This window comes from Pseudomonas sp. LBUM1661 (assembly GCF_059695925.1).
Map to the genome: position 1 here is coordinate 3,416,056 of NZ_CP166794.1, position 19,282 is coordinate 3,435,337.

Below are 19,282 nucleotides of genomic sequence, written 5' to 3' on the forward strand. Positions count from 1 at the left end.
GTGTGGGGGGTTATGCAGTTGTTTTTGGTTGAGCAGCCGGTTGTGTCGCGTCAAGCAGCGAGCGACCGATGAAATCCTTGTCGCCCGTGACCCCGGGCAGGGTGAAGAAGTACCCGCCGCCGACCGGTTTGAGGTATTCCTCAAGCGGTTCGCCGTTGAGTCGGGTTTGCACGGTGATGAAGCCTTTTTCCAGATCCGCCTGGTAGCAGATGAACAGCAAACCCATGTCCAACTGACCGTTCTTGTTCACGCCGTTGGAGTAGTTGAACGGCCGACGCAGGATGAGGTTGGCCTGGGTGGCGGCAGTGCGCGGGTTGGCCAGGCGGATGTGCGCGTCGAGTTTGGTCACCTTGCCTTGCGGGTCGTTGGCGTAATCCGGCACCTGAGTTTCATGCGCGCCGCCCATGGGCGCGCCGGTGCTTTTGACCCGGCCGAGAATGCTTTCCTGCTCTTGCAGCGGCGTACGGTCCCAGCGCTCGACGAAGTTGCGGATGATCCGCACCGCCTGATAGCTGCCATAGGCCGCCCAGGCCGGTTCGTCGCTGCCGGGCTGCACCCAGACGAGGCTGTCCATGCTCTTGGCATCGTTGGAATCGGGGTTGGCCGAGCCGTCGCGAAAGCCCAGGAAGTTGCGCGCACTCTGCGCCGGAACCCCAGGTTTCGCCGGTGCCTGCGGCGGCACGCTGCCTTCCTGTTTCCAGCGCACCAGCAGCAAGTCCGGCAGGTTTTTCACGATGTCGCGCAGAGCGTGGATGTTGGTGTCGGTAGTGTTTGAGCAGAACTGCACACTGAGGTCGCCGTGGCAGCAATCGGCTTCCAGTGCGTCGTTGGGAAAGCCAACCATGCGGATCAGGCGCTTGGGCTTGGCGTCGGCCAGGCCGAAGCGCTCGTCGAACAAGGATTCGCCGACCGACACGGTGATGGTCAGGTTGTCCGGCGTCACCACCGGGCCAAGAATCCCCGAATCCACCGGCGGCAGTTTCGGGTCGACCTGAGCGACCGGGCCGCCCTTCATCAGGAACGCGATTCGCTCGTTGAGCGTGCGGAACAAGCGCTCCAGGTCCTCACGATCAGTGGCCAGGACATCGAAGGACACCAGCATGCCCGAGGCCGGTCGCGGCGTGACGATGCCGGTCTGGTGTTTGCCGTGGAACGCGTGACGGTCACCGGTTTTTTCGCTGCTAGGTGCTTCGGTCACTTGCGCAGGGCTGGCGGCCATGGCCGGGCAGCTCAGTGCCGAACCGGCCAAAGCCACGCCTGCGGCCCCCATGCCCATCAATACGCGACGGCGTTGCGCTGAAAACTGATCTGAGTCGTTCATGTAAAAGTGGTCTTCTGCTTACAGGCCGGAAAGGCCAAGGGCGGGATCGATTCCATCGAGTGCGTCGGCCAGCTCCCTGGCCTTGTCGGCGATCTGTTTGCGCTGATCGGCACTGAGCGTGTCGTAGCTGGCGTAGCCATCCTTGACGGTGAAACCGTTGAGTTGCGCGTCAAGGGCGGCGATCGCGCTGTCGATGGTCGGGAGCACATCGGCGGCGGACTGGGTCAGCAATGGTCGCAACAAATCAACCACTTTGCGGGCGGCGAAAAGGTTGGCGGCGAAGCCATTCAGGTCGGTGTGGCTGTAGCGTTCTTCTTCACCGCTGCTGGCGCGGACATCGGCGAGGGTGTTGAGGTTGCGCACCAGAATGCTCACCAGTTGCTCCGGCGGCAGGGACTGGGCCATTAGCTGCTGCTTCAGCGTGGTGACGTCGGCGACAAGGCGCTGGGCAACTGGCGCCAGGCCGTCGAGATTGCGCTGCTGGAACAGCGCATATTCGATCCGGTGGAAGCCGACGAAGTCCGGATCCTGCTCGCGTTTCTCGAAGTAATCGGCACGGGCATTGATGCTGTTGTCCAGTTCGGCCAGGCGCTGGGCGGCCGGCGCGAGGCGTTGGTAAGCGGCGCGGGCCGGCACATAAAGCGCCTGGGCCTGGTTCAGATCACCGGCCTCGATGGCTTGTTCCAGCGCGGTTACCGCTTTAATCAGCGCGGTGCTCTGCGTGCTGAGGTAAACGCGGAACTCCGACAGCGGGCCGATAAACGCCACCATCGAAGGCCTTGCCTTGGCCGCCGCATCAGACGCCGCCGTTGGCGTCACCTGCAAGGTGCCGCGCGGGTTGCTCAGCAGGCCGCAGGTGATGGCGTAGTCGCCGGGCAACAGGTTGGCGTTGATCACCTGACTCAAGCCGGGCGCAATGTTTTCCCGTTCTTCGAGCACCAGCACGCCGTCGAGAATTTCCCATTCAACGGCGCGGTCCGAGCGGTTGACGATGCGGAAACTGGCGCGGCCGGCGGGCACCGTCAGGGCATTCGGTTCGCAGCTGTGCGGGTGAATGGTCACCGTCACTTCGTCATGGTGGGCCTGGCGCTTGGCCGCGGCCATTTTCGAGGCGTAGCAGAACAGGCCACCGGCGGCGATCATCACGATCACCGAGCCGGCCACCGCCCAGCGCAAGGCGCGGGGAGGGGGAGCCGTTGGGGAGGTAGGCGTTGACATGAATGCCCTTACTGGCTGGAAGCTGAAGTAGATTGCTTTGCAGGTGCAGCAGTGGGGAGAAAGAACATCACCAACGCCACCAGCAGATAAATCAGATACGCCCCGAGGGTGCTGACGGTTGGCGCGTCCTGGTAGCCGAACATCCCGGCCAGCACCGAGCCGAGCGGGCCGTCCATTGGCAGCGCGGCGCTGAAGTCGAAGAGCACGGTTTGCAGGTGATTCCAGACCCCGGCTTCATGCAGTGCTTGCACGGAACTGGCGAGGATCCCGGCCGCGACGACCAGGATGAACAAACCGGTCCAGCGGAAGAACGCACCGAGGTTCAGGCGCATGCTGCCGGTGTAGATCAGGAAGCCGACGATGATCGCCAGGATCAGGCCGAGCAGGGCGCCGATCGGTGCCGCCGGGCCTTCGCTCTGCTGGAACACCGCGAGCAGAAAGAACACCGTTTCCAGGCCTTCCCGGGCCACGGCGAAAAACACCATGGCAATCAGCGCCGTCACTTGATGTTTGGAACCGGTCAGCGCGTGGTCGAGGGAAACGTGCAGCGAATGCTTGATCGAACGCGCGACCTTGCGCATCCAGAACACCATGGAGCTGAGGATGCCGACGGCCACCAGGCCGACCACGCCTTCGAAGAGTTCCTGTTGTTTCTGCGGGAATTCAGCGCTGACCAGCTCCAGACCACCGCCCACCAGCAGGGCCAGGGCGACGGCAAGGAACACGCCGATCCACACGGCCGGCATCCACTGGCCACGGCCGGTCTGCTGGAGGTAGCTGGCGATGATGCCAACGATCAGCGCGGCTTCAATGCCTTCGCGCAGCATGATCAGAAAAGGAACCAGCATTCAGCACCGTAGGGTCATTAGATAGGGTGCTAATTTGTAACATAATGACACTCATTCTCAAACGCCAGGCATTGACATTTACCTGAACCTAGCCTGAACAAACCTGAAGATGATCGTGCGTCGATCCCACAAGGATTAACGCTGCCCACAGGGTTCTGCGTCGGGCTGGTGGCTGCGCTAATATGCCCCCCACTCAAACAAGAACAGGGTTTGCCTCGCGCAATGTCGGAAAAAGACACCATCTCCATTCAACTGGTGCGTGAAGCGCTGTTGCAAAGCTGCGCCCCGGGAGCCGCCACCGAAGAGGTGTTGAGCAAGGTCGGCATCGACCCGGCACTGCTCGAACGCAGCAATGCACGCGTCCCGGCCACGGCTTATGCGCGTCTGTGGCGATTGCTGGCACGGCGTGGGGACGATGAGTTTTTCGGCATGGATTCGCGCAAGCTCAAATCCGGCAGCCTGGAATTCCTTTGCCGCTGTTCCATGGTCCAGCCGAGCCTGGCGGCCGGTCTGACTTCGGGCCTGAACTTCCTGTCATTGATGCTGGAACACCTGCCGGCACAACTGGTTCGCCAGCAAAGCCTGGCGGAAATCGTCTTGCTGGAGGACGACCAGGCCCCGCGTCGGGCCTTCACTTATTTCACCTATTGGATGATCGTTCACGGCGTCGCTTGCTGGCTGGCAGGGCGGCGGATACCGATCCTGGCCATCGAATTGCGCTGTGCGCAGCCGGATTTCTGCGACGACTATCAGGTGATGTTCTCCGAGAACCTGCGTTTCGACCGGCCACGCACGCGGATGATTTTCTCCGCCGAATGCCTGGACTTGCCGATCAAGCGCAGCCCGGAAGAACTCAAGCGCTTCCTGGCCCATGCGCCGGCAAACATTCTGGTCAAATACCGCGACCCGGAGAGCCTGGCCAGCCGGATCAAGCACGATTTGCGGCATCTGAGCGCCGAGCTCTGGCCGGAAACCGAAGCCCTGGCGCAAAAGCTGTGCATGTCGGCGTCAACTCTGCGCCGGCGGCTGGCCGAGGAAGGGCAGACGTATCAAGGGCTCAAGGACAGTGTGCGCAAGGAATTGGCCATCGTGTGGCTGGCCGAGCCTGCCATTAGTTTTGCCGACATTGCTACGCGGTTGGGGTTTGCTGATACGAGTTCGTTCTACAAGGCGTTTCGCAAATGGTCGGGGTCCAATCCGGGGCATTACCGCAGTTTGATTTTGAACGAGGCTGACTGATCCGGGTTTTATAGTGCCTGAGCCGACATCGCGGGCAAGCCCGCTCCCACAGGATTTGTACGTTTTCAAAATTGACACATGACCTGTGGGAGCGGGCTTGCCCGCGAAGGCGGCCGTCCAGGCACCACACCTCTCCAACCTTGGCCAAACCAGTCAAACAACTTGATAGCTTTGACCATTGCCCCACCCCCCGCGCAGAGCGAGTATTTCCCTGTAAATCAAGGTTCCCCCCACCTAATAAAAAACACAGAGGGATTCTGGCAATGCGCGATTACTTGTCTGCTACATCACAGTTCAATTATCAGCACACCGTCGAGGCTGCACTGGCCGGCGATTTGACCGCACTCAACGCCTGCGTCGAGTGTTGTGACCGGCATGCCTTGCCGGGGCGCATTGCGTTGTTCTGGGAAGGCCGCGACGGCACCGGTGCGACGTACACCTTCAGCGACTTGCAGGACAAAGCCGCACGTTTTGCCAATTTCCTCCTGGCCCAGGGCGTGAAGAAAGGCGACAAGGTCGCCGGCCTGCTGCCACGCAACATCGAACTACTGATTACCGTGTTCGCCACCTGGCGCATCGGCGCGGTCTATCAGCCGCTGTTCACCGCCTTCGGCCCGAAAGCCATCGAACATCGCCTCGGCTGCTCCGGCGCCAAAGTGGTGGTGACCGACGCCGTCAATCGCAGCAAACTCGCGGAAGTCGCCGACTGCCCAACCATCGTCACCGTCGCCGGCCCCAAAGGCCAGGGCATCGTTCGCGGCGATTACAGTTTCTGGGCCGAACTGGCCAATTATTCCCCCGCGTGCGAACCGGTGCTGCTGACCGGCGAAGACCCGTTCCTGCTGATGTTCACCTCGGGCACCACCGGACCGTCGAAAGCCTTGTCCGTACCACTGAAAGCCATCGTCGCGTTCCAGAGTTACACCCGCGACGCCGTGGACCTGCGCCCCGAAGACGCGTTCTGGAACGTCGCCGATCCAGGCTGGGCCTACGGCATCTATTTCGGCGTCACCGGACCGATGTCGATGGGGCATCCGATCACCTTCTACGATGGCCCGTTCACCCTCGAAAGCACCTGCCGGGTGATCAACAAGTACGGGATCACCAACCTCACCGGTTCACCCACGGCCTATCGTTTGCTGATCGCGGGCGGCGATGAATTCGCCAAGTCGATCAAGGGCAAGCTGCGCATCGTCAGCAGCGCCGGCGAGCCGCTGAACCCGGAAGTGATCCGCTGGTTCGCCGACAACCTCGGCGTGGTCATTCACGACCACTACGGCCAGACCGAACTGGGCATGGTCCTGTGCAATCACCACGCGCTCGAACATCCGATCCACATGGGCGCCGCCGGTTTTGCCTCGCCGGGCCACCGTATTGTGGTGCTGGACGACGAGTACAAGGAACTGGGCGTCGGCGAGCCCGGCATTCTGGCCATCGACCGCACCCAGTCGCCGATGTGCTGGTTCGCCGGTTACGAAGGCGCACCCACCAAGGCCTTCGTCGGCAACTATTACCTGAGCGGCGACACCGTTGAGTGGAACCCGGACGGCAGCATCAGCTTCGTCGGCCGCAGTGACGATGTGATCACCACCTCTGGCTATCGCGTCGGCCCGTTCGACGTGGAAAGCGCGTTGATCGAACACCCGGCCGTGATCGAAGCCGCCGTGGTCGGCAAGCCAGATCCGGAGCGCACCGAACTGGTCAAAGCGTTCGTGGTGATTTGCGAGCAGTACCGCGCAACACCGGAACTGGCCGAAGAACTGCGCCAACACGTGCGCAAACGTCTGGCGGCGCATTCGTACCCCCGTGAAATCGAATTTGTCAGCGAGTTGCCGAAAACCCCAAGCGGCAAATTGCAGCGCTTTATCTTGCGCAACCAGGAAATCGCCAAGGCTCAAGAGGCCGCCGCGAAGAACGTTTCAGCTTGAATCCAAGGAAACAATGATGCAGATCGAAAACAAGGTTTTTCTCGTCACCGGCGGCGCGTCCGGCCTGGGCGCGGCCACCGCTGAAATGTTGGTGGCGGCGGGCGCCAAAGTGATGCTGGTGGACATGAACGCCGAAGCGGTTGCCGCCCAGGCTGAACGTCTCGGCGCGCACAGCGTGGTGGCGGATATCAGCAACGAAGCAGAGGCCGAAGCGGCGGTGCAGGCCACGGTCAAAGCCTTTGGCGGCCTTAACGGCCTCGTCAACTGCGCCGGCATCGTGCGTGGCGAGAAGATCCTCGGCAAAAACGGTCCGCACGCCTTGTCCAGCTTCAGCCAGGTGATCAACGTCAACCTGATCGGCAGCTTCAACATGCTGCGTCTGGCGTCGGCAGCAATTGCCGAAACCGAAGCCGATGCCGATGGAGAGCGCGGTGTGATCATCAACACCGCCTCGGCAGCGGCGTACGACGGCCAGATCGGCCAGGCTGCCTACGCGGCCTCCAAAGGCGCGATCGTCAGCCTGACGTTGCCCGCCGCCCGCGAACTGGCACGCTTTGGCATCCGTGTGATGACCATCGCTCCCGGCATTTTCGAAACCCCGATGATGGCCGGCATGACCCCGGAAGTCCGCGCATCGCTGGCCGCTGGCGTGCCATTTCCGCCGCGCCTGGGCAAACCGGACGAGTATGCCGCGCTGGTCAGGCATATCATTGAAAACAGCATGCTCAACGGCGAGGTGATCCGTCTCGACGGCGCCTTGCGCATGGCCGCCAAATAAGGAGGATTTGTCATGACTATTGCCAACGATCCAATCGTTATCGTCAGCGCCGTCCGTACCCCGATGGGTGGATTCCAGGGCGAACTGAAAAGCCTGACCGCACCGCAACTCGGTGCGGCAGCGATCAAAGCTGCAGTTGAACGCGCCGGGATTGCGCCGGATGCGGTTGAAGAGGTGCTGTTTGGTTGTGTACTGCCCGCCGGCCTCGGCCAGGCGCCTGCACGTCAGGCTGCGTTGGGCGCCGGGCTGGACAAATCGACTCGCTGCACCACCCTGAACAAGATGTGCGGTTCGGGCATGGAAGCGGCGATTCTCGCCCACGACATGCTGGTTGCCGGCAGTGCCGACGTGGTGGTCGCCGGTGGCATGGAAAGCATGTCCAACGCGCCATACTTGCTCGACCGCGCCCGCAGCGGCTACCGCATGGGCCACGGCCGGGTACTTGATTCGATGTTCCTCGACGGTCTGGAAGACGCCTACGACAAGGGCCGCCTGATGGGCACCTTCGCCGAAGATTGCGCCGAAACCAACGGCTTTACTCGCGAGGCCCAGGACGCATTTGCTATTGCTTCGACCACCCGCGCGCAGCAGGCGATCAAGGATGGCAGCTTCAAAGATGAAATCGTCCCGCTCACCGTCACCGTCGGCAAAGAGCAGGTGCTGATCAGCAACGACGAGCAGCCACCGAAAGCCAAACTGGACAAGATCGCGTCGCTGAAACCGGCGTTCCGCGAAGGCGGCACTGTCACGGCGGCGAACTCCAGTTCGATCTCCGATGGCGCGGCGGCACTGGTGCTGATGCGTCGTTCCGAAGCGGAAAAACGCGGTCTGAAACCACTGGCAGTGATTCACGGCCATGCGGCGTTTGCCGACACGCCGGGCCTGTTTCCGGTGGCCCCGGTGGGCGCGATCAAGAAGCTGCTGAAGAAAACCGGCTGGTCTTTGGACGAAGTCGATCTGGTCGAAGTCAACGAAGCGTTCGCGGTGGTCAGCCTGGTCACCATGACCAAACTGGAAATCCCCCACGAGAAGATCAACGTGCACGGCGGCGCTTGCGCCCTGGGCCACCCGATCGGTGCGTCCGGCGCGCGAATCCTCGTGACCTTGCTCTCGGCCCTGCGCCAGAAAGGCCTGAAACGCGGCGTTGCAGCGATCTGTATCGGCGGCGGCGAAGCCACGGCCATGGCCGTGGAATGCCTGTACTAGGCCAACCTCACCCCTGTGGGAGCCAGCCTGCTGGCGATGACTGTGTGTCATAAAAACAGGCATTGACTGACACGACGCTATCGCCAGCAGGCTGGCTCCCACAGGGTTTGCGTCGTAACTGGATTTAAGGATTCACCATGATTCCCAATGACGAACAACTGCAAATCAGCGACGCGGCTCGGCAGTTCGCTCAGGAACGGCTGAAACCGTTCGCCGCTGAATGGGACCGCGAACACCGTTTCCCCAAGGAAGCCATCGGCGAGATGGCCGAACTGGGTTTCTTCGGCATGTTGGTGCCGGAAGAGTGGGGCGGTTGCAACACCGGTTACCTGGCCTACGCCATGGCCCTGGAAGAAATCGCCGCCGGTGACGGCGCCTGCTCGACCATCATGAGCGTGCACAACTCGGTGGGTTGCGTGCCGATCCTCAAGTACGGCACCGACGAACAGAAAGAACGCTTCCTCAAGCCATTGGCCAGCGGTTCGATGCTCGGCGCCTTTGCGTTGACCGAACCCCAGGCCGGCTCCGATGCCAGCGGCCTGAAGACCCGCGCCAGGTTGAACGGCGATCACTACGTGCTCAACGGCTGCAAACAGTTCATCACCTCCGGGCAGAATGCCGGTGTGGTGATCGTGTTCGCCGTGACCGACCCAAGTGCCGGTAAACGCGGGATCACCGCACTGATCGTGCCCACCGATTCGCCCGGCTACAAAGTCGCGCGGGTCGAAGACAAACTCGGCCAGCATGCCTCCGACACCTGCCAGATCCTGTTCGAGGACGTGAAAGTGCCGGTGGCCAACCGGTTGGGCGAGGAGGGCGAAGGTTATCGAATTGCCCTGGCCAACCTCGAAGGCGGCCGTGTCGGCATCGCTTCGCAATCAGTGGGCATGGCCCGCGCCGCGTTCGAAGCTGCCCGCGACTACGCTCGCGAACGTGAAAGCTTCGGCAAGCCGATCATCGAACACCAGGCCGTCGCATTCCGTCTGGCGGACATGGCGACCCAGATCGCTGTGGCCCGGCAGATGGTGCATTACGCGGCGGCGCTGAGAGACAGCGGCAAACCGGCGCTGGTCGAAGCGTCGATGGCCAAGCTGTTCGCCTCGGAAATGGCTGAGAAAGTCTGCTCCTCGGCGTTGCAAACCCTCGGCGGTTACGGTTACTTGAACGATTTTCCACTGGAGCGGATCTACCGCGACGTCCGGGTCTGCCAGATCTACGAAGGCACCAGCGATATTCAGCGTATGGTTATTTCGCGCAATCTTTGAGAAGGAGTCCATCTGTGAGTTACGAAACGATTTTGTTGGAAACCCACGGTCGAGTGGGCCTGATTACCCTCAACCGTCCGCAAGCCTTGAACGCGTTGAACGCGCAAATCGTCAGCGAATTGAACCACGCCCTTGATGGCCTGGAAGCCGATTCGAACATTGGCTGCATCGTGCTGACCGGCTCGAAAAAAGCCTTCGCCGCCGGCGCCGACATCAAGGAAATGGCCGAGCTGACCTATCCGCAGATCTACCTCGACGACCTGTTCAGCGACAGCGATCGCGTGGCCAACCGGCGCAAGCCGATCATCGCGGCCGTCAACGGTTTTGCCTTGGGCGGTGGTTGTGAACTGGCGCTGATGTGCGACTTCATTCTGGCCGGCGACAACGCCAAATTCGGTCAGCCGGAAATCAACCTCGGCGTACTGCCAGGCATGGGCGGCACCCAGCGCCTGACCCGCGCAGTGGGCAAGGCCAAGGCCATGGAAATGTGCCTGAGCGGTCGACTGATCGATGCGGTGGAAGCGGAGCGCTGCGGGATTGTCGCGCGGATCGTGCCGGCGGATGAGTTGCTGGACGAGGCGCTGAAAGTCGCGGCGTTGATTGCCAAGAAGTCGTTGCCAATCGCGATGATGATCAAGGAAAGCGTAAACCGTGCGTTTGAAGTGAGCCTGTCGGAAGGCGTGCGCTTTGAACGTCGGGTGTTCCATGCGGCGTTTGCGACACAGGATCAGAAGGAAGGGATGGCGGCGTTTATTGCCAAGCGTGAGGCGGAGTTCGTCGGGAAGTAATACGGCGTTTTGATTGACGCCTTCGCGGGCAAGCCTCGCTCCTACAAGGATACGCATTCCCCTGTAGGAGCGAGGCTTGCCCGCGAAGCTTTTAGGCATCACACCAGATAATTTTTCAACTCACGGGCGATCACCATCCGCTGAATCTCGCTCGACCCTTCATAAATCTGCGTAATCCGCGCATCCCGGTAGTAACGCTCGACCGGGTAATCCTCCAGATACCCATACCCGCCATGAATCTGCATCGCTGACGAGCAGACCTTCTCGGCCATTTCCGATGCAAACAGCTTGGCCTGCGAAGCCTCGGACAGACACGGCTTGCCGGCACTGCGCAACCGCGCCGCGTGCAAGATCAGTAGCCGTGCCGCGTTCAACCGGGTGTGCATGTCCGCCAGCATATTCGCAATGCTCTGGTGCTCGATGATCGGCTTGTCGAACTGCACCCGATCCCGCGAGTAGGCCAGCGCTGCTTCGAACGCCGCGCGGGCAATACCGAGCGCCTGTGCCGCGATGCCGATGCGGCCGCCTTCGAGGTTCGACAAGGCAATCGCCAGCCCCTTGCCGCGCTCACCCAGCAGGTTGGCTTCAGGAATCGTGCAATTACTCAGGGTCACTGCACAGGTGTCAGATGCGCGGATGCCCATCTTGTGTTCGGTGCGATCAACGATGAAGCCTGCGGTATCGGTCGGCACCAGAAACGCCGAGATGCCACGCTTGCCCAGGTCCGGGTCGGTCACGGCAAATACGATCGCCAGTTTCGCCCGTTTGCCGTTGCTGACGAATTGCTTGGCGCCGTTGATCACCCACTGACCGTCGCGCAGTTCGGCGCGGGTGCGCAGGTTATGCGCTTCGGAACCGGCCTGGGGTTCGGTCAGGCAGAAGCAGCCGATGGCCTGGCCGCTGGCCAGGTCGGGCAACCAGGTCTGTTTCTGTTCGTCAGTGCCGTAGTTGAGCACCGGCCCGCAACCCACCGAGTTGTGGATGCTCATCAGTGCGCCGGTGGCGCCGTCACCGGCCGAAATCTCTTCCACCGCCAGAGCGTAGGCGACGTAGTCGACATAGGTGCCGCCCCACTCTTCAGGCACCACCATGCCCAGCAGGCCCAGTTCGCCCATCTTCGCCACCAGGCCGTCGTCGATCCAGCCAGCCTTTTCCCAAGCCTGGGCGTGGGGCGCGATTTCGCCACGGGCAAAGTCCCGGGCCATGTCGCGGATCATCACTTGCTCTTCGCTCAATTCGATATCGTGCATGGCTCAGCTCCCGCTGTGGTTGAACCCGGTGAAGAAACTCGCGACGTGCTCGGCATCCAGCGCCTGCAAGGTCGGCGGGTTCCAGCGCGGGTTCTTGTCTTTGTCGATCAGCAAGGCACGCACGCCTTCGATCAGGTCGCCGCGCTCGAACCACTGGCGGTCCAGGTGCAGCTCAAGGGCGAAGCAGTTTTCCAGGTCCAGGTGCCGACCGCGCCGCAGCATTTCCAGGGTCACGGCCATTGCCAGCGGCGAACGGCTTTCCAGCAGGTCGGCGGTGGCGATCGCCCATTCATGGCTGTCGGCGACGGTGACGGCTCGCAGTTGCTCAACAATACTCGGCACGTCGGGCAGGGCGAAGAAGTGATCGATGGCCGGGCGTAGCGCAATCAATGGAGCGTCGGGTAACTGTTGCACGGCGAGTTGTGCCAGCAGGCCTTGAAGGTCCTTGAGCGGCGAATCGTGCCATTGCAACTGGTCGAGTTGCTCGTCCAGCATGCCCAGTTTGGCGCTGTCCAGGTACCAGTCGGCCAGGCCGCAATAGAGCGCGTCGGCGGCGCGAATCTGCACGCCGCTGACGCCGAGGTAAATCCCCAGTTCGCCAGGCACGCGCGACAGGAAGTGGCTGCCACCGACGTCCGGGAAATAACCGATGCCGACTTCCGGCATCGCCAGGCGGCTTTTCTCGGTGACCACTCGCAGGTCGGCGCCTTGCACCAGGCCCATGCCGCCGCCGAGGACAAAACCGTCCATCAAGGCCAGCACCGGTTTGCGGTAATGGTGGATCGCGAGGTCGAGGGCGTATTCCTCGACGAAGAAATCCTGGTGCAACGTGTCGCCGCTTTTATAGCTGTCATACAGCGAGCGGATATCGCCACCGGCACAGAAGGCTTTCTCGCCGGCACCGCGTAACACCACCGCATGCACGTGCGAATCCTGCGACCAGGCATCGAGCTGACGTTGCAGGCTGCGCACCATGTCCAGGGTAATGGCATTGAGGCCGGCGGGGCGATTGAGGGTCAGGTGACCGATGTGGTTGCGAACCTCGGCCAGCACTTCGTTTTGCGTGGCATCCATGGACGAAGTCCCCTTCGATAAAACCTGAGCAGCCATCACTAACTCCCTGCTTTTATTGTTCTTTATAGAGAAGCTCGCGCGCGAGCGATGAGGGATCGTACCAGTGCAAATTTGTGATGTACAACCCGGATAAGTGCAGCTTGGCTATGCATTTTTGCATGGCCGATGCCGGGCGTGCGCGTGGCGAAGAAAGGCGCAAAAGCAAGCCCGTAGCAGGTGCGTGGGCGCGTTCAGGTTCTGCTGCTGAGCACTTCGCTGATGCTACGCCGCTTGGCGTGCATTTCACTGGCGTGGATCAGTTGCTCCAGGTCTTCGGGGGTGACATCGAAGAACGCTTCCATGTCCGCCAGCGCCAGTTTCAAGTCCTGGGCGGTAATGGCCTGGCTGTCGATGGGAGGATGATCGGCCGGTATCACGGCAACCGTTTCGCTGGCGCGCTTGGGGTAACGAATGCGCGTCAGGTTATTGAAGACCAGGGCGCTGAGCAGCATGGTCGATGCACTGAGCATCACCGGGCCGAGGGCTTTCCAGTCCATGGCAATGGTCGCCGGGTCGGCCAACACCAGCAGCAACGCCAATGCTCCGGCCGGCGGGTGCAGGCAACGCAGCCAGCACATCAGAATCAGCGCCATGCCGGCCGCCAGGCAGGCGCTGCCCAAAGTCCGCCCAAGCACGTGAGCCACCAGCAGCGAAACCACCCCGGCGCAGAGGTAGCCACCCAGAATCGACCACGGCTGGGCGAGGGCGCCGGACGACACGGCGAACAACAGCACCGCCGACGCCCCCAATGGGCCGACCAGGTGCTGGGCCACTTCCATGCCAAACACCTGAGCGCAAAGCCAGACGCTGAACAGCGTGCCCAGGGACATGCCAATGGCCGCGCGGCTCCATTCCGAGGGGCGGGTGTTGATGGCGGCGGGTAACCAGCGAGCGAGCATGATAAAAACCGATCCGTTAATAAAAAAAACCTAGGCAAAAAAAGGGCTTGCCGGGGATACCCAGAAAGCCCTTGAAGGTGTTCCAACTATTGGGGGAGGAACAACCACAGTGTGCCGTCCTATTTCGATGCTGACAAATTCATATTAATGCAGTTTCAATGCATTATTTTTGCTGCATCGCCACCCGCCGGCCACTCATGAAACACAGGAAACCGCCCATGGCGGTGAGCGCGCTCAAGGCATAAAACATGGTCGGCGCGGGGGTGTGCATCAACAGGAAACCGCAAATCACCGGGCTCAGGGCGCCGCCGAGTGCGGCGAGGTTTTGCGCGCCGTAATAGCTGCCGCGCAGTTCTTCCGGGGCGAGGGTATCGACGAAGAGGAATTCGGCGGGGTAAATGATCATTTCACCGAGGGTGAAGATGAACATCGCCACGCACCAGCTCACCAGGCTGTCGGCCAGACTGAAACCGATCAGCCCGACGATGAACAGGCTGGTGCCGCCGGCAATCCAGTAGCGCAGTTGCTCACGCTTGAGGAAACGGCCGATCTGGTATTGCAGCAGGATCACGCTGATGGCGTTGCAGGCGAGCAGCGCGGCCATGGTTTCCAGGGCGCGCTTGGAGTCGTGGGTCACCAGCAGGTATTGCGACAGGTACAGGGTGAATCGCCCGTGGACCACGGTGCTGAGCAAACAGCCGCAAGTGAACATGATCAGGGTGCGGTCGTTTTTCAGGGTCACCAGGGTCTTGAGGAAACTTGGCGGCTGGCCGACCACGGGCGTCTGGGCCGAGTCTTTGGGAATCCCGATCATCAGGAAGATGCTGAAAAACGCGATGCCGCCGGCAATCAGGAACGGCGCAATCGGGTACACGCCGGCAATCACCACGCCGAGCATCGGCCCGGTGGCGTAACCGATGTTGGTCAGGGTGTAGCGCAGGGAAAACGCCTTGGCGCGCTGGCCCATGGGCAGGTTTTCGCTGAGGATCGCTTTTGACCCGATCAGGAACAAGGCCGAAGCGGTTTCGGTGATCACCAGGGTGGCGGTGGTCAGGTAAAGGTTCGAGGCGAAGGTCAGCAACACGAAACCGATGGCGCTGGAGAGCATGGCCAGGATCAGCAGCCGACGTTTTTCCAGGCGGTCGATGATGTAGCCGCCGTAGAGGGCGAGCAGGGTGGCGATGAACACCGCGATGCCCAACAGCAAGCCAACGTCCTGTTGGTTGAGGCCGAGTTTGTTGCTCAGGAACAGCGTGAGCAACGGGCTGGTGATGGCACGGCTGACGACGATGGTCAGCGAAACGATCATCAAGCGGCGGATAACGAGTGAGTAAGTGGCCACGGTGGGGCAAATGTCCTTATTTTGGGTGTTCGACGGTGTACCGGGTTGCTCGCGAAGAGGCCAGTCCAGGCAATGCAAGACTCAAGTCAACCACCGATCGAGAGAGCCAACCGATTCAAGCGCTTCCAGCTTCCACAACTGTTCAAGCAATTCCTCCGCCTGCAACCGCGGCATCACCCGCACCGCCAGACTGAAAAACTTCTCTTCGAGCGCCTCATCACTCAGCGGATTCCCCGGAGCCCCCAAGGGTGGATCGACGCACAGGCCCGCCTGCCGACCGTCCACGGTCCGCACGCTCACCAGCGGCTCGCCATCCTCTGACAGTTGCGAGTCCACATCAAGACGAATGCGCGACATCCACTGGCCAATCCGCGGATCGCTGCGCTGCGCCTCGTCATAAGCCTCCAACCGGCAATGGCCATGGACCAGCCGCGCCGCGAGGGCATACGGCAGGCTCATCTGCGCCGCCGCCAGCGTACTCACGTCGCGGCCACCGCACATGTCCTGCAGAAACCCGCACAACGACACCTGAACATCCTCGACCTGGTCCGTGTCGATGCTCAGTTGATCAAGCAACAGCCCCAAGGCGTCGATCGCCGAATGAGTCCCCCGGCACGCGGCGTACGGTTTGATCGAGCAGCGGGCAAGTTTCCACACCACGCCCAGGTCGACATCCAGCGCTTGCGGTTGCGACGTCACACCGGCCAGGGTTCTCAAAAAGCCGCCCCAGACGTCATCAAACAACTTCGTCGGCCCGGTGATGCCTCGCTGGGCAAACCGCGTCGCCAGCAATCCGCCTTCGGCCGCACGACCGCTGTGCAGTTTTTTGCTTTGTGAGCCATCGTGGATAAAGGCCCACAAGCCGCCGCTAAAACTGCCGGCGATGCCCAACGCCGACATCGTTTGTTCGGCATTCAAGCCGAGAATCCGCGCACTCGCCGCCGCTGCACCGAACACACCGCAGGTCGCCGTGGAATGCCATCCGGCACCGTTGTGCGCCGAGTAACCGCCGCAGGCTTCGAGCACCCGGCGACCGACTTCGTAGCCGATCACCACGGCCGTGATGAACTCACGACCGCCCACCGGTTTCGTCGACATCGATACGGCGGCCATGACCGCTGGCAGCACCACAGCGCCGGAATGATCGCAGCCACCGGTGTCGTCGAGTTCCAGGGCATGCGCCGCGACGCCGTTGAGCATTGCAGCCTGGGCGGCACCAACGCGCAGATCAGTGCCCCAGACCAACGTGCTGCCGGTTTCGCCGTCGAACACTTGGCGTGCCTGTTTCGCCACCTCGCTATCAGCCCCGGCCAAGGTCGCGCCGAAGGTGTCGAGAATGTGCCGTTTGGTTTGCGCCACCAATGCCGGTGGCAAGTCTTCAAATCGCAAGTCGACGCAAAACTGCGCCAGTCGCTGCATCCGCTCAGTCATACGCTGTAATCCCGATAATGCCGCTCATACACCGCCGCCGGATGATCCTCGGTGACGGTTGCCGCCGAATCCGCCCACCATTGCGCGACTTCGGCCCCGGTGGCGATCCACACGTCATCGTGCTGTTGAATGCCCTCAAGCAACTCGCGCAACACCCCAATGCGCCCCGGCGTGGCAATGATTTCCGGGTGCAGGCGCAGCACATAACACAGCCCGAACCGGTGAAACCCGGCGAAGTCCATTTGCAGGTTGCCCAAGGTATGGCTGTAAGAGGCGATCCGCGATTGCGCGGGTGGCACGGCGGGACTGAGGTTGAAGGCGAAGTAGGGTTCGTCTTCCAGTTCGTAGTGCAACGGCAGTTCGATCACTTCGGGCGCGGTCGGGTGAGCGAACGGCAAATCATCGCCGCGCCAGGACGACGACCAGCGAATGCCGTGATCCTTCAATGCCTCGATAAAACCGGGTGCACCGTTGCCGGCCGGGATGCGAAACCCGGTCGGACGCTGGCCGGTCAGCGCCGTCAAGGCTTCGCAGCCCTTGGCGATGTCGGCGCTCTGCGCGGCCAGGTCGAGGGTGTCGTAGTTCTGATGGCGATAGCCTGCGCAGGCAATTTCGTGCCCGCCGGCCTGGATTGCGCGGATGTGTTCCGGGTTTTCTTCGGCGACGATGCCGGGAATGCACCAACTGCTGCAAACCCCCAGTTCTGCGAACAAACCGAGCAAACGCTCGACGCCGCGTTGGCTGCCATAGCGCCAGACCGACAGGGTCTTGTCGCGTCCCGCCACTTCCGGGGCCTGGGTGAGAATGCCGTGGATGTCGTTGTAATCGACGGTCAGCACCACGGCGCAACGGTAGCCTTTGGGCCAGACAGTGGAATCAGCCATGGTGATGCTCCTTGAGCCACCACTGGGCGACATCGCGGCAAGTGGCGAACCACACGTCATCACGCTGGCGCATGTGTTCGAAGAGTTTTTCCAGCAACAGGATGCGTCCCGGTTTGCCGGTGATCTTGGGGTGGAACAGGGTGGTCAGGCACAGCCCTTCGTTCATCGCGCCGTCGTATTCGCGGCACCAGTTGTCGAGGGTCAGTTCGTAGCTGGCGGTGCGGTCGAGCCCCGAAGGAAAGTTCGGTGCGCGGGTGTAGGCGAGGGAGGCGTAGTCGTCCATTTCCCAGCGGCCGGGGATTTCCACCAGCGGCGTGTCGAAGCCGGGGACATTGACCAGATAAGGCCGGTCATCGCCGCGCATGCTGCTGGAATAGGTGACGCCGGCTTCCACCAGCATCGCCGGGGTTTCGGCGCGCCAGTCGCCGGACGGGGTGCGAAAGCCTTCGGCGCGGATGTTCAGGTGGTTCCAGAACACCTCGCGAGATTTATTCATTACGTCCTTTTGCTGTTCCAGCGTCAGGGCGTAAAAGGATTCGTGTTTGTAGCCGTGGTACGCCACTTCATGCCCGCGCTCGACAATCGACTGGCACTGTTTCGGCCAGTTCTCCACGACCCAGGCCGGGACGAAAAACGTGGTCGGGATGCGGAACTCGTCGAGCAGATCGAGGATTCGCGGCAACGCCCGGTAAGGGCCATAACCGCCGAAACCGAAGTACTCGGGCTTGCGCCAGATCGAGCCGTTGAGCATGGCATCGCCGGTCGGCCCATCAAGGTCGAAGGCCAGGGCCAGACAGGCTTTGTGCTGGCCGGGCCAGGTGGGTTGGGGTGAGGAGGACATCGGTGGTGCTCCAGTTATCTTCAAGTAAACACCCGACCCCTGTGGGAGCGAGCAGGCTCGCTCCCACATTGGATTCGGGTCGCCTGCGCGATTACTTGCCGGCGTTGATGGTTACGGTCTTGATCGCCCCCAACTCCAGGTCCCACTTCTTCAGGATGGTCTGATAGGTGCCATCGTCGATCATGCTCTGCAACGCAACCTTCAACGCTTCGCTCAACTCAGGCTTTTTCTTGCTCACGCCCAGTCCGGTGAACTGCTCGGAAATCGGCAAGCCCACGGTCTTGTACATGTCCTTTTCCTGGGTTTTGAGGTACGACAAGGTTTCGCTGCCCTGCATGGCGGCATCGATACGGCTCTGGCGCAGTTGCGCACGGGCATCGGCCGAGCCTTCAGTGCCGATCACGTTGATCGCTGGCTTACCGGCGGCTTCGCAATTGGCCTTGCTCCACTCGGCGATTTCCGCCGGGAAGGTGGTGCGGCGGCTGGTGCCGACTTTCTTGCCGCACAGATCAATGATCTCGTTGAAGTCCTTGTTTTTCTGCAAGGTGTAGAACTGCGGACCGCTGGTGAAGTAGTCGACGAAGGTCACGCTGGCCTGACGCTCGGCGGTGTCGGTCATGCCCGACATGACCATGTCCACACGGTCGGTGGTCAATGCGTTGATCATTTGTTCGAAGCCGGTTTCCTGCCATTTGATCTTTACGCCCAGACGTTCGGCCAGGGCGTTGCCCAGGTCATAGTCGAGCCCCGTCAGCGTGTTGGTGGCCGGGTCCTTGAAATCCATCGGCGGGTAGTTCGGCATGATCGCTACGACGACCTCGCCCTTGGCCTTGATGCTGGCCGGCAATTCGGCGGCGAAAGTGAAGCCGGATGCCATAACGCCTGCGAGTACTGCTGGAATAACGAAGTTCTTCATGGTCGTTCTCTTATG

General features: G+C 61.5%; 17 protein-coding genes. 6 read left to right on the plus strand and 11 right to left on the minus strand.

The genetic code is table 11. From position 1 onward, the window contains the following. Positions 1 to 10 precede the first annotated feature (10 nt). Genes efeB through efeU form a run of 3 tightly spaced genes read right to left on the minus strand, consistent with a single transcriptional unit; the run spans position 11 to position 3,387 of the window. Positions 11 to 1,321 (minus strand): iron uptake transporter deferrochelatase/peroxidase subunit, encoded by a 1,311-nt coding sequence (gene efeB / locus ACA057_RS15570; RefSeq protein ID WP_497340155.1) that lies wholly within the window; start codon positions 1,319 to 1,321, stop codon positions 11 to 13. Positions 1,322 to 1,339: 18 nt separating this feature from the next. After that, on the minus strand, positions 1,340 to 2,539 hold the full coding sequence (gene efeO / locus ACA057_RS15575; RefSeq protein ID WP_497340157.1) for an iron uptake system protein EfeO: 1,200 nt from the start codon (positions 2,537 to 2,539) through the stop codon (positions 1,340 to 1,342). A gap of 8 nt (positions 2,540 to 2,547) precedes the next feature. Next, a complete protein-coding gene (efeU, locus tag ACA057_RS15580) occupies positions 2,548 to 3,387 on the minus strand; it encodes an iron uptake transporter permease EfeU (RefSeq protein WP_497340159.1) in 840 nt (279 codons plus the stop codon). Positions 3,388 to 3,609: 222 nt separating this feature from the next. Here efeU and ACA057_RS15585 point away from each other — a divergent pair, with 222 nt between their 5' ends. From ACA057_RS15585 to ACA057_RS15610, 6 genes are all read left to right on the plus strand, one after another. After that, positions 3,610 to 4,626: an AraC family transcriptional regulator gene (locus ACA057_RS15585; protein WP_497349912.1), complete on the plus strand. Its 1,017-nt coding sequence runs from the start codon at positions 3,610 to 3,612 to the stop codon at positions 4,624 to 4,626. Positions 4,627 to 4,889: 263 nt separating this feature from the next. Then, complete coding sequence (locus tag ACA057_RS15590; protein WP_497340161.1) at positions 4,890 to 6,554, plus strand: AMP-binding protein; 1,665 nt, start codon at positions 4,890 to 4,892, stop codon at positions 6,552 to 6,554. A 16-nt stretch (positions 6,555 to 6,570) separates the two neighbouring features. After that, positions 6,571 to 7,332 (plus strand): SDR family NAD(P)-dependent oxidoreductase, encoded by a 762-nt coding sequence (locus tag ACA057_RS15595; protein ID WP_497340163.1) that lies wholly within the window; start codon positions 6,571 to 6,573, stop codon positions 7,330 to 7,332. A 12-nt stretch (positions 7,333 to 7,344) separates the two neighbouring features. Then, positions 7,345 to 8,538, plus strand: a complete 1,194-nt coding sequence (locus tag ACA057_RS15600; RefSeq protein WP_401352201.1) for an acetyl-CoA C-acyltransferase — start codon at positions 7,345 to 7,347, stop codon at positions 8,536 to 8,538. A gap of 137 nt (positions 8,539 to 8,675) precedes the next feature. Continuing rightward, positions 8,676 to 9,803 carry an acyl-CoA dehydrogenase gene (locus tag ACA057_RS15605; RefSeq protein WP_497340165.1) on the plus strand — a complete coding sequence of 376 codons (1,128 nt, stop codon included), beginning with the start codon at positions 8,676 to 8,678 and terminating at the stop codon, positions 9,801 to 9,803. Between the two features lie 14 nt (positions 9,804 to 9,817). After that, positions 9,818 to 10,591, plus strand: coding sequence for an enoyl-CoA hydratase (locus tag ACA057_RS15610; RefSeq protein ID WP_497340167.1), 774 nt, complete (start codon positions 9,818 to 9,820; stop codon positions 10,589 to 10,591). 98 nt (positions 10,592 to 10,689) lie between these two features. Here ACA057_RS15610 and ACA057_RS15615 read toward each other — a convergent pair whose 3' ends face one another. The 8 genes from ACA057_RS15615 to ACA057_RS15650 all read right to left on the minus strand — a co-directional run bounded on the left by ACA057_RS15615 (position 10,690) and on the right by ACA057_RS15650 (position 19,267). Then, the gene (locus ACA057_RS15615) at positions 10,690 to 11,841 is read right to left on the minus strand and encodes an acyl-CoA dehydrogenase family protein (protein ID WP_401352207.1); all 1,152 of its coding nucleotides are present in this window, start codon (positions 11,839 to 11,841) and stop codon (positions 10,690 to 10,692) included. 3 nt (positions 11,842 to 11,844) lie between these two features. Next, the gene (locus ACA057_RS15620) at positions 11,845 to 12,951 is read right to left on the minus strand and encodes an enoyl-CoA hydratase/isomerase family protein (RefSeq protein WP_497340170.1); all 1,107 of its coding nucleotides are present in this window, start codon (positions 12,949 to 12,951) and stop codon (positions 11,845 to 11,847) included. Positions 12,952 to 13,145: 194 nt separating this feature from the next. Further along, positions 13,146 to 13,853, minus strand: a complete 708-nt coding sequence (locus ACA057_RS15625; RefSeq protein ID WP_497340172.1) for an HPP family protein — start codon at positions 13,851 to 13,853, stop codon at positions 13,146 to 13,148. A 163-nt stretch (positions 13,854 to 14,016) separates the two neighbouring features. After that, positions 14,017 to 15,195 carry an MFS transporter gene (locus tag ACA057_RS15630; RefSeq protein WP_497340174.1) on the minus strand — a complete coding sequence of 393 codons (1,179 nt, stop codon included), beginning with the start codon at positions 15,193 to 15,195 and terminating at the stop codon, positions 14,017 to 14,019. Positions 15,196 to 15,276: 81 nt separating this feature from the next. Then, positions 15,277 to 16,626, minus strand: coding sequence for an MmgE/PrpD family protein (locus tag ACA057_RS15635; RefSeq protein WP_497340176.1), 1,350 nt, complete (start codon positions 16,624 to 16,626; stop codon positions 15,277 to 15,279). Further along, a complete protein-coding gene (locus ACA057_RS15640; RefSeq protein WP_497340178.1) occupies positions 16,623 to 17,510 on the minus strand; it encodes a polysaccharide deacetylase family protein in 888 nt (295 codons plus the stop codon). Before ACA057_RS15640 ends, ACA057_RS15635 begins: the two co-directional genes overlap by 4 nt. Then, complete coding sequence (locus ACA057_RS15645) at positions 17,503 to 18,351, minus strand: polysaccharide deacetylase family protein (RefSeq protein WP_497340180.1); 849 nt, start codon at positions 18,349 to 18,351, stop codon at positions 17,503 to 17,505. The genes ACA057_RS15640 and ACA057_RS15645 overlap by 8 nt, the downstream gene beginning before the upstream one ends. 91 nt (positions 18,352 to 18,442) lie before the next feature. Beyond that, the gene (locus ACA057_RS15650; RefSeq protein ID WP_401352232.1) at positions 18,443 to 19,267 is read right to left on the minus strand and encodes an ABC transporter substrate-binding protein; all 825 of its coding nucleotides are present in this window, start codon (positions 19,265 to 19,267) and stop codon (positions 18,443 to 18,445) included. Positions 19,268 to 19,282: the final 15 nt, after the last annotated feature.

What these genes read in the sequence shown, in the direction of transcription:
- efeB (WP_497340155.1), bottom strand. Translation starts at nt 1,321, where the DNA reads ATGAACGACTCAGATCAGTTTTCAGCGCAACGCCGTCGCGTATTGATG.
- efeO (WP_497340157.1), bottom strand. Translation starts at nt 2,539, where the DNA reads ATGTCAACGCCTACCTCCCCAACGGCTCCCCCTCCCCGCGCCTTGCGC.
- efeU (WP_497340159.1), bottom strand. Translation starts at nt 3,387, where the DNA reads ATGCTGGTTCCTTTTCTGATCATGCTGCGCGAAGGCATTGAAGCCGCG.
- ACA057_RS15585 (WP_497349912.1), top strand. Translation starts at nt 3,610, where the DNA reads ATGTCGGAAAAAGACACCATCTCCATTCAACTGGTGCGTGAAGCGCTG.
- ACA057_RS15590 (WP_497340161.1), top strand. Translation starts at nt 4,890, where the DNA reads ATGCGCGATTACTTGTCTGCTACATCACAGTTCAATTATCAGCACACC.
- ACA057_RS15595 (WP_497340163.1), top strand. Translation starts at nt 6,571, where the DNA reads ATGCAGATCGAAAACAAGGTTTTTCTCGTCACCGGCGGCGCGTCCGGC.
- ACA057_RS15600 (WP_401352201.1), top strand. Translation starts at nt 7,345, where the DNA reads ATGACTATTGCCAACGATCCAATCGTTATCGTCAGCGCCGTCCGTACC.
- ACA057_RS15605 (WP_497340165.1), top strand. Translation starts at nt 8,676, where the DNA reads ATGATTCCCAATGACGAACAACTGCAAATCAGCGACGCGGCTCGGCAG.
- ACA057_RS15615 (WP_401352207.1), bottom strand. Translation starts at nt 11,841, where the DNA reads ATGCACGATATCGAATTGAGCGAAGAGCAAGTGATGATCCGCGACATG.
- ACA057_RS15620 (WP_497340170.1), bottom strand. Translation starts at nt 12,951, where the DNA reads ATGGCTGCTCAGGTTTTATCGAAGGGGACTTCGTCCATGGATGCCACG.
- ACA057_RS15625 (WP_497340172.1), bottom strand. Translation starts at nt 13,853, where the DNA reads ATGCTCGCTCGCTGGTTACCCGCCGCCATCAACACCCGCCCCTCGGAA.
- ACA057_RS15635 (WP_497340176.1), bottom strand. Translation starts at nt 16,626, where the DNA reads ATGACTGAGCGGATGCAGCGACTGGCGCAGTTTTGCGTCGACTTGCGA.
- ACA057_RS15640 (WP_497340178.1), bottom strand. Translation starts at nt 17,510, where the DNA reads ATGGCTGATTCCACTGTCTGGCCCAAAGGCTACCGTTGCGCCGTGGTG.
- ACA057_RS15645 (WP_497340180.1), bottom strand. Translation starts at nt 18,351, where the DNA reads ATGTCCTCCTCACCCCAACCCACCTGGCCCGGCCAGCACAAAGCCTGT.
- ACA057_RS15650 (WP_401352232.1), bottom strand. Translation starts at nt 19,267, where the DNA reads ATGAAGAACTTCGTTATTCCAGCAGTACTCGCAGGCGTTATGGCATCC.